The organism is Micromonospora sp. RTP1Z1 (genome assembly GCF_033804685.1).
Taxonomy (GTDB): domain Bacteria; phylum Actinomycetota; class Actinomycetes; order Mycobacteriales; family Micromonosporaceae; genus Micromonospora.
This window is the reverse complement of record NZ_JAPFQV010000072.1, coordinates 23300-32827: the sequence shown is the minus strand read 5'-3', so window position 1 is coordinate 32827 and position 9528 is coordinate 23300. Positions and strand designations below refer to the sequence as shown.

General features: G+C 72.6%; 7 protein-coding genes. 5 read left to right on the top strand and 2 right to left on the bottom strand.

Annotation, left to right across the window (positions count from 1 at the left end):
• Window positions 1-249 precede the first annotated feature (249 nt).
• The 4 genes from SLP03_RS27150 to mshC all read left to right on the top strand — a co-directional run bounded on the left by SLP03_RS27150 (window position 250) and on the right by mshC (window position 3783).
• The gene (locus SLP03_RS27150) at window positions 250-963 is read left to right on the top strand and encodes a histidine phosphatase family protein (protein WP_319463477.1); all 714 of its coding nucleotides are present in this window, start codon (window positions 250-252) and stop codon (window positions 961-963) included.
• A 111-nt stretch (window positions 964-1074) separates the two neighbouring features.
• Entirely contained in the window at window positions 1075-1659 is a 585-nt protein-coding gene (locus SLP03_RS27145) for a DUF3090 domain-containing protein (protein WP_319463476.1), read from the top strand.
• Entirely contained in the window at window positions 1656-2477 is an 822-nt protein-coding gene (locus SLP03_RS27140) for an SCO1664 family protein (protein ID WP_319463475.1), read from the top strand. Before SLP03_RS27145 ends, SLP03_RS27140 begins: the two co-directional genes overlap by 4 nt.
• 67 nt (window positions 2478-2544) lie before the next feature.
• Complete coding sequence (gene mshC, locus SLP03_RS27135) at window positions 2545-3783, top strand: cysteine--1-D-myo-inosityl 2-amino-2-deoxy-alpha-D-glucopyranoside ligase (RefSeq protein ID WP_319463474.1); 1239 nt, start codon at window positions 2545-2547, stop codon at window positions 3781-3783.
• A 122-nt stretch (window positions 3784-3905) separates the two neighbouring features.
• Here mshC and SLP03_RS27130 read toward each other — a convergent pair whose 3' ends face one another.
• Window positions 3906-4697, bottom strand: coding sequence for a GntR family transcriptional regulator (locus SLP03_RS27130; protein ID WP_319463473.1), 792 nt, complete (start codon window positions 4695-4697; stop codon window positions 3906-3908).
• A 126-nt stretch (window positions 4698-4823) separates the two neighbouring features.
• Window positions 4824-5693, bottom strand: a complete 870-nt coding sequence (locus tag SLP03_RS27125; protein WP_319463472.1) for a PAC2 family protein — start codon at window positions 5691-5693, stop codon at window positions 4824-4826.
• A 260-nt stretch (window positions 5694-5953) separates the two neighbouring features.
• Between SLP03_RS27125 and metH the strand changes: the two genes are divergently transcribed.
• The gene (gene metH, locus SLP03_RS27120; protein WP_319463471.1) at window positions 5954-9469 is read left to right on the top strand and encodes a methionine synthase; all 3516 of its coding nucleotides are present in this window, start codon (window positions 5954-5956) and stop codon (window positions 9467-9469) included.
• Window positions 9470-9528: the final 59 nt, after the last annotated feature.

Here is a 9528-nt window from a genome sequence, read left to right as displayed (position 1 = left end):
GCGGCTACCACACCCACGGGACACCCCCGCACCACCCCCGCGGACCCCGCCCACGACCGGGGTGGGGCCCGCCGTGACCGGCGCAGGGAACAAGCCTGACCGCCCGGAGCCGGACACGGCGGGCCACACCCCCCACCGCAACCACCCACGAACCGCAAGGCACGGCAACACCCGAACCGCAACCACCGACGGACCGAAAGGCACGGCGGGACAAGGCAACGACCCAGTCGACCCCCCCGACACCCTAGGGTGGTGACCGTGGCGACCCTTCTCCTTCTGCGACACGGCCGGACCACCGCGAACGCCGACGGCGGCCTGGCCGGCCGGCAGCCGGTGGAGCTGGACGAGACCGGTCGCGCCCAGGTCACCGCGGTCGGGGAGCGGCTGCGCGGCGTTCCCCTCGCGGCGGTGGTGACCAGCCCGCTGATCCGCTGCCGGCAGACCCTCGAGCTGGCCCTGCCGGGGGTGGAGCCGGCGGTGGAGGAGGGGCTGATCGAGTGCGGGTACGGCAGCTGGGAGGGGCAGCCGCTGAAGAAGCTGGCCAAGGAGCCGCTCTGGCCGGTGGTGCAGCAGCATCCGAGCGCCGCCGTCTTCCCGGAGGGGGAGTCGATGGCCGCGATGTCGGCGCGGGCGGTGGCGGCGGTGCGGTCCTGGGACGCCCGGGTCAGCGCCGAGCACGGCCCGGAGGCGGTCTGGCTGGCCTGCAGCCACGGCGATGTGATCAAGGCCATCGTGGCCGACGCGCTGGGCGTACACCTGGATCTTTTCCAGCGGATCGTGGCGGACCCGGCGTCGGTGACCGCGATCCGTTACACGCCGTTGCGGCCGTTCCTGGTCCGGCTCAACGACACCGGCGGCGACCTGGCCGGGCTGGTGCCGCCGCCGCGCAAGCGGCGCCGGCGGGCCAGCCGGGCGGTCGACTCCGACGCCGCGGTGGGCGGTGGCGCGGGGGCGGCCTCGTGAGCCGCGTCGCCACGCCCGAGGCGGTGGCGTGTGCTGCCGGCGTTTCGCCCTCGGCTGAACCACCGTCGGTGCGGTGCGCGACGCTTCCACGCGCCGGATAGGGTCGTGGGTATGACCCACCAGGTGCACGCCTTCGAGCCGCCGGAGCGGTTCGTCGCCGGGACCGTCGGCCCGCCGGGGGAGCGTACGTTCTTCCTCCAGGCGCGCGGCGGTGGCCGGCTGGTCAGCGTCGCGCTGGAGAAGGTCCAGGTGTCCCTGCTCGCCGAGAAGCTGGAGGAGCTGCTCTCCGAGGCGCAGCGCCGGTTCGGCGTGGAGCTGCCGGAGGCGCTGGCGGCCGTCGGGGACAACGACCCGCTGGACATCCCGGTCGACGAGGAGTTCCGGGTCGGCACCCTGGGCCTGGCCTTCGACGTGGACACCGCCACCGTGGTGATCGAGGCGATCGCCGTCGGTGAGGCGGAGGCCGTTGTCGAGCTGGGCGACGTGGAGGACGAGGAGGACGAGGACGAGGAGCCGGAGGAGCCGGACGAGGACCTCGACCGGCTCCGGGTGCGGCTGACGCCCGAGGCGACCCGCGAGTTCATCGAGCGGGCCCGTCGCGTGGTCAGCGCCGGCCGTCCGCCCTGCCCGCTCTGCGGTCAGCCGCTGGACCCGGCCGGCCACCTCTGTCCCCGGCACAACGGTTATCACCGGTGACGTCGTCGGAACTCCAGCCCCGACAGGACGCCGCCGCCGCTCTCCGCCTGCTCAGCGACGGTGAACTCGACCTCGAGGGGCGGCTGGTCGACGCCTCCAACACCACTCTGCGCGGGATCCTCACCATCGACGGGATGACGGCCCGCTGCGTCTACAAGCCGGTGCGCGGTGAGCGCCCGCTCTGGGACTTCCCGGACGGCACGCTCGCCGGCCGTGAGGTCGCCGCCTACCTGGTCTCCCGGGCCACCGGGTGGGACCTGGTGCCACCGACGGTGCTGCGGGATGGTCCGTTCGGTCCGGGTTCGTGCCAGCTCTGGATCGACGAGCCGGAGGACGCCGAGCCGCTGGTCGGATTCGTGCCGGCCGACGCCGTGCCGCCGCGCTGGTTCCCGGTCGCCGCGGCCCGCGACGACGACGACGGCGCCGCGTACGCCCTGGCGCACGCCGACGACCCGCGGCTGGCCCGCCTCGCCGTCCTCGACGCCGTGCTGAACAACGCCGACCGCAAGGGCGGCCACGTGCTGGTCGGGCCGGACGACCGGATCTACGGCGTGGACCACGGGGTGTGCTTCCACGTCGAGGAGAAGCTGCGCACGGTGCTGTGGGGGTGGGCCGGCCGGCAGTTGCCGCCCGACGCGGTGGAGATGCTCGAGGCGCTGGCGGGTCAGGTCGCCGGAGCGCTCGGCGAGGAGCTGGCCGAGCACCTGACGATCGGCGAGGTTGCCGAGCTGGCCGTCCGCGTCGACCGGCTGCGGGAGAGCGGGCGGTTCCCCCCGCCGCCGGAGGACTGGCCGGCGATGCCCTGGCCGCCCATGTGAACCGTTGTCGCGTTGATCACCCCTGGGGTGGCTTCGGGGGCGTGGGCGGATCGCTAGGCTGACGGTCATGGAGTCTTGGGCGGGACACGAGGTGCCACGGCTGCCGGGTGAGGGCGTGCCACTGAGCTTGTACGACTCGGCACGGCAGGGTGCCCGGCTCAGCCAGCCCGACGGCGCCGCCGCCATGTACGTCTGCGGCATCACCCCGTACGACGCCACCCACCTCGGGCACGCCGCCACCATGATCACCTTTGACCTAGTACAGCGGATGTGGCTGGACGCCGGCCTGACCGTGCGCTACGTGCAGAACGTCACCGACATCGACGACCCGCTGCTGGAGCGGGCCGAGCGCGACGGCGAGGACTGGAAGGTCCTGGCGATGCGGGAGACCGCGCTGTTCCGGGAGGACATGGAGGCGCTGCGGATCATCCCGCCGGCGCACTACGTCGGGGCGGTCGAGTCGATCCCGGACATCGCCGATAAGGTCCTCGTCCTGCTGAAGGACGGCGCCGCGTACCGCCTCGACGACGGCACCGGCGACGTCTACTTCGACATCACCGCCGCCCCGCAGTTCGGGTACGAGTCGAACCTGACCCGGGAGCAGATGCTGGAGATCTTCCCGGAGCGGGGCGGCGACCCGGGCCGGGCCGGCAAGCGTGACCCGCTCGACCCGCTGCTGTGGCGCGGCGCCCGGGAGGGCGAGCCGTCCTGGCCCGGCGGCGAGCTGGGCGCCGGCCGCCCCGGCTGGCACATTGAGTGCGCGGTGATCGCGCTGAATCTGCTCGGCGACCGGATCGACGTGCAGGGCGGCGGCAACGACCTGCTCTTCCCGCACCACGAGTGCTCGGCCGCGCACGCGGAACGGCTCACCGGTCAGGCGCCCTTCGCCGACCACTACGTGCACGCCGGCATGATCGGCCTGAACGGCGACAAGATGTCCAAGTCCAAGGGCAACCTGGTCTTCGTGTCCCGGCTGCGGGCCGACCAGGTCGACCCGATGGCGGTCCGGCTGGCCCTGATCGGAGGCCACTACCGCGCCGACCGGTCGTGGACCGACGACCTGCTGGACGCCGCGCAGGAGCGCCTGGCGCGCTGGCGCCGGGCCGCCGCGGTCCCCGCCGGGCCGTTCGGGGCCGAGCTCCTGGCCGGGGTACGCGCCCGCCTCGCCGACGACCTCGACACGCCCGGCGCGCTGACGGTCGCCGACACCTGGGCCGCGCAGGCCCTCGCCGGCGTCGCCGACGACGCCCAGGCCCCCGCCCTCTTCGCCGACACCCTCGACGCCCTCCTCGGCATCCGCCTCTAACCCACCCCCCACCCACCCCAGACGCCGATCTTGCACTTGGGGCCGCAGCTTGGTGGCTTTCGTCCGGCTTGCTAGGGCTACAACTGTAAGATCGCCGCAGTGGTCGAGCGGCGGGGGCGGGGTCAGCCCAGGACCAGGCCGGGGTCGGGGGTGGGATCGGGGGTCGGGGAGGGGATCTTGTACTCCTCGGTGAGGGTGGTCATCGGGCCGGGCCAGGTGGCCTGGGCGACCTCGATCGGCTTGTGCGCCGGGTCGTAGGCGACGTGCAGCAGGTGCAGCACCGGGGTGTCGGGGCGGATCTGCAGGATCTCCGCCTCCTCCCGGCTGGGCTGGCGGGCGCTGATCGTGTCGGTCGCGGTGACGTACCGGCGGCCGGTGGCCTCCTCGGCCTCCTGGTAGAGCGGTCGGCCGAATGCCTCGGTCCGCTCCAGCGAGGTGCCGGCGGTGTCGACGGGCAGGAACCAGGAGGCGCCCACCTCGACCGGTGACTCGTCGGTGCGTACCAGGTGCCGCCGGCAGAGCAACTCGGTGCCGTCGGACACCCCGAACGCGTCGGCGACCTCCGGCGGGGCGGGGGAGCGGCCGACCGAGACGAGCTGCTGCTTGTACCGGGCGGCCAGGTCGGTGTGGTAGCCGCGGAAGCCGCCGTACCGGCCCCGGGAGAGCCGGTTGAGCCGGCGCCGGGTGCCCCGGACGTACGTACCGGAGCCGGGTTTGGTGATCAGGATGCCCTCGACCCGCAGCTGGTCGACGGCGCGCTGCACGGTCTGCTTGGCGACCCCGAACATCTCGGCGATGGCCGGGATGGACGGCAACCGCTCGCCCGGCCCCCAGTCGCCGCGGCGCACCTGGGCCTTGAGCTGCGCGGCGATCTGCCGGTGCGGGAACTCGGCCGCGCCCGGGTTGATCTGCATGCCCGCCTCCTCATCACAGCTAGGTTCCTAGGATGCCCTAGCGGACGTGACGCCGCCACCCTGACACGCGAAAAGAGCGGGCCCCGGACGTCACCGTCCGGGGCCCGCTGAGCGACGGGGAAGGGGCTACCAGGAGCCGGCGGTCGGACCGGCCGAGCCACCGCGGCGGCGCAGGTACTTCTCGAACTCCTGGGCGATCTCGTCCCCGGTCAACGGGGTGATGCCGGCGTCGCCGACCCGCTCCTCCAGCTCGCGGACGTACTCGCCCAGCTCGGCGTCCTGCTCGGCGGCGCTGCGCACCCGCTGCTCCCACTCGGCCGCTTCCTCGGCCAGGTCGGCCATCGGCACCGGCAGGTCGAGCACCTCCTCGACCCGGTGCAGCAGCGCGAGGGTGGCCTTGGGGCAGGGCGGGTTGTTCGCGTAGTGCGGGACGTGCACCCAGAACGAGACCGCGTCGACCTCGGCGCGGGTGCAGGCGTCGTGCAGCACGCCGACGATGCCGGTCGGCCCGTCGTAGCGGGTGGGGGTGAGCTGGTAGCGCTGGGCGGCCTCGGCATCGGAGGCGCTCCCGCTGATCGGCAGCGGCCGGGTGTACGGCACGTCGGCCAGCAGGGCGCCGAGCAGCACCACCCGTTCGACCTCCAGGCTGTGGCAGATCTCCAGCACCTGCTCGCAGAAGCTGCGCCAGCGCATGCTCGGCTCGATGCCGCGGATCAGCACCACGTCCCGCTCGGTGCCCTCCGGGCTGGCCACCATGAAACGCGTGGTGGGCCACTCCACCCGGCGGGTCTCGCCCTCCGCCATGGTGATGGTCGGCCGGCTCACCTGGAAGTCGTAGAAATCCTCCGGGTCCAGCTCGGTCACCTGCCGGGCCCGCCAGACCTGTTCCAGGTGCTCCACGGCGGCGGTGGAGGCGTCGGCGGCGTCGTTCCATCCCTCGAAGGCCGCGATGGCGACCGGGGACCGCAGCACCGGCAGCCCGTCGAACTCGGTCACGCCGTCACCTCGCCCTGCTCGTCGCGAGCGGTGCCGGGCCGTTGCCCCGACATCCGCCCGCCGGGCACGGTGGCGTCCCTGATGTCCTTCACGTCCGCCAGCCTACGTGCAGGCGCGGGATGCGGCCCGCCGGCCGCGCCGGTCGGGGGCCGGACCAGTTGCCCAAAGGAATCAAACCGGACCTGGTGATCCGGCTGACAGTATGTGGGAAGGCCAGCATGGCTCGACCAGGGCGCGAGGCGTCGCACTAACCTGGCTCTGTGCGGACTTCGTTGCTGGATGTGCTTGCGGACCGGATCCTCATCGCCGACGGGGCGATGGGGACGATGCTCCAGGCGGCCGACCTGACCCTCGACGACTTCGAGGGTCTGGAGGGCTGCAACGAGATCCTCAACGTCACCCGGCCGGACGTCGTCCGCGGGGTGCACGACGCCTACCTGGCGGCCGGCGCGGACTGCGTCGAGACCAACACCTTCGGCGCGAACCTCGCCAACCTCGCCGAGTACGACATCCAGCACCGGATCCGGGAGCTCTCCGCCGCCGGCGCGCGGATCGCCCGGGAGGCCGCCGACGCGTACAGCACACCGGGCCGGCCCCGGTTCGTGCTCGGCTCGATCGGCCCGGGCACCAAGCTGCCCACGCTCGGGCACGCCGCGTACGCGACCCTGCGGGACGCGTACCAGGAGAATGCCGCCGGACTCATCGAGGGCGGCGCGGACGCGCTGATCGTGGAGACCTGCCAGGACCTGCTCCAGGTGAAGGCCGCGGTGGTCGGCTCGCACCGGGCGATGGCCGAGACCGGCCGGAAGGTCGCGCTGATCTGCCACGTCACCGTGGAGACCACCGGCACCATGCTGCTGGGCAGCGAGATCGGCGCGGCCCTCACCGCGATCGAACCGCTCGGCGTGGACCTGATCGGGCTGAACTGCGCGACCGGTCCGGCGGAGATGAGCGAGCACCTGCGCTACCTCTCCCAGCACGCCCGGGTGCCGCTGTCGGTGATGCCCAACGCCGGCCTGCCGCAGCTGACCGCCGACGGTGCGGAATACCCGCTGACCCCGGTGGAGCTCGCCGACGCCCTCGAGCGCTTCGTCGCCGAGTACGGCGTCTCCCTGGTCGGCGGCTGCTGCGGCAGCACCCCGGAGCACATCCGGGTGGTGGCGGAGCGGCTGCACGGCGCCCGCCCCGGCCCCCGTGAGCCGCGGCAGGACCCGGGCGTCTCCTCGATCTACCACCACGTGCCGTTCGCCCAGGACGCCAGCGTGCTGATGGTGGGGGAGCGGACCAACGCCAACGGCTCCAAGGCGTTCCGCGAGGCGATGCTCGCCGCCGACTGGCAGGCCTGCGTGGAGATCGCCCGCAGTCAGGCCCGGGACGGCTCGCACCTGCTGGACCTCTGCGTCGACTACGTGGGCCGGGACGGCACGCAGGACATGCGCGAGTTGGCGGGGCGGTTCGCCACCGCCTCCACGCTGCCGATCATGCTGGACTCGACCGAGCCGGCGGTGGTCGAGGCCGGGCTCGAGATGCTCGGCGGGCGTTGCGTGGTCAACTCGGTGAACTTCGAGGACGGCGACGGCCCCGGCTCCCGCTACGGGCGGGTGATGCCGGTGGTCGCCGAGCACGGGGCCGCCGTGGTCGCTCTCCTGATCGACGAGGAGGGCCAGGCCCGGACCCGGGACTGGAAGGTACGCATCGCGGCCCGGCTGATCGAGGACCTGACCACCCGGTGGGGGCTGCGCCGTTCGGACATCCTGATCGACGCGCTGACCTTCCCGATCGCCACCGGGCAGGAGGAGACTCGCCGGGACGGCATCGAGACCATCGAGGCGATCCGGGAGATCGCCGCCCGCTACCCGGGCGTCAACTTCACCCTGGGCATCTCCAACATCTCCTTCGGGCTCAACCCGGCGGCCCGGCAGGTGCTCAACTCAGTCTTCCTGCACGAGTGCGTGCAGGCCGGGCTGACCTCGGCGATCGTGCACGCCAGCAAGATCCTGCCGATGTCGAAGATCCCCGATGAGCAGCGCGAAATTGCCCTCGACCTGGTCTACGACCGACGCCGCGAGGGGTACGACCCGGTGCAGCGGTTCATCGAGGTCTTCGAGGGGGTGGACGCCGCCTCGGCGCGGGCCACCCGGGCCGAGGAACTGGCCGCGCTGCCGCTGGAGGAGCGGCTGAAGCGGCGGATCATCGACGGCGAGCGCAACGGCCTGGAGGCCGACCTGGACGCGGCGATGGCCGGCGGCCGGACGCCGCTGTCCATCATCAACGACCTGCTGCTCGACGGCATGAAGGTGGTCGGGGAGCTGTTCGGCTCCGGCCAGATGCAGCTGCCGTTCGTGCTCCAGTCCGCCGAGGTGATGAAGACCGCGGTGGCCTACCTGGAGCCGCACATGGAGAAGGCCGACGACGGCGGCAAGGGCCGGATCGTGCTCGCCACCGTCAAGGGCGACGTGCACGACATCGGCAAGAACCTGGTCGACATCATCCTGTCCAACAACGGCTACGAGGTCGTCAACATCGGCATCAAGCAGCCGATCAACGCGATCCTCGACGCCGCCGAGCAGCACCGGGCCGACGCGATCGGCATGTCCGGGCTGCTGGTCAAGAGCACGGTCATCATGAAGGAGAACCTGGCCGAGATGGCCACGCGCGGGGTCGCGGAGCGGTGGCCGGTCCTGCTCGGTGGGGCGGCGCTCACCCGGGCGTACGTCGAGGACGACCTGCGGTCGATGTTCCCCGGCCAGGTGCACTACGCCCGGGACGCGTTCGAGGGGCTGTCCCTGATGGACCGGGTGATGACGGCCAAGCGCGGCGGCGCGCCGGTGGTCGACCCGGAGCGGGAGGCGGCCCTGGCCGCCCGGCGGGCCCGGCGGGAGCGGCAGCGGGCGATGGTCAGCGAGGCGCTGCCCGAGTTGGACGACTCCTCGGTCCGATCCGACGTGGCCACCGACGTGGCGGTGCCCACCCCGCCGTTCTTCGGCACCCGGGTGATCAAGGGGGTGCCGCTGGCCGACTACGCGGCGCTGCTCGACGAGCGGGCCACCTTCCTCGGCCAGTGGGGGCTGCGCGGCGCCCGCAGCGGCAAGGGACCGTCGTACGAGGAGCTGGTGGAGACCGAGGGCCGGCCGCGGCTGCGGTACTGGCTGGACCGGCTGATCGCCGACCAGGTCCTCGAGGCGGCGGTGGTCTACGGCTACTTCCCCGCGTACTCGGAGGGCAACGACCTGGTGGTGCTCGACGAGAACGGGCACGCCGAGCGGGCTCGGTTCTCCTTCCCCCGTCAGCGGCAGGAGCGGCGGCTCTGCCTGGCCGACTACTTCCGGCCCAAGGGCGACGAGCTGGACGTGGTGGCGTTGCAGCTGGTCACCGTCGGGCAGCCGATCAGCGAGTACACCGCGAAGATGTTCGCCGGCAACGAGTACCGCGACTACCTGGAGGTGCACGGCCTGTCGGTGCAGCTCACCGAGGCCCTGGCGGAGTACTGGCACCGGCGGATCCGCGCCGAGCTGACCCTGCCGGGCGGGCGTACAGTCGCCGCCGACGACCCGGCGGACCTGGCCGGGCTGCTGCGCACCGACTACCGCGGCTGCCGGTACGCGTTCGGCTACCCGGCCTGCCCGGACCTGGAGGACCGGGCGAAGATCGTGGAGCTGCTGGGCGCGGAGCGGATCGGGGTGCAGTTGTCCGAGGAGTTCCAGCTGGTGCCGGAGCAGGCGACCGACGCAATCGTGGTGCACCACCCGGAGGCGAACTACTTCAACGCCAAGTGACACCGTCACCCGCCTGAGCTGCGCAAATACCCTTCCGCTACCCACCTAGGCCGTCGCCA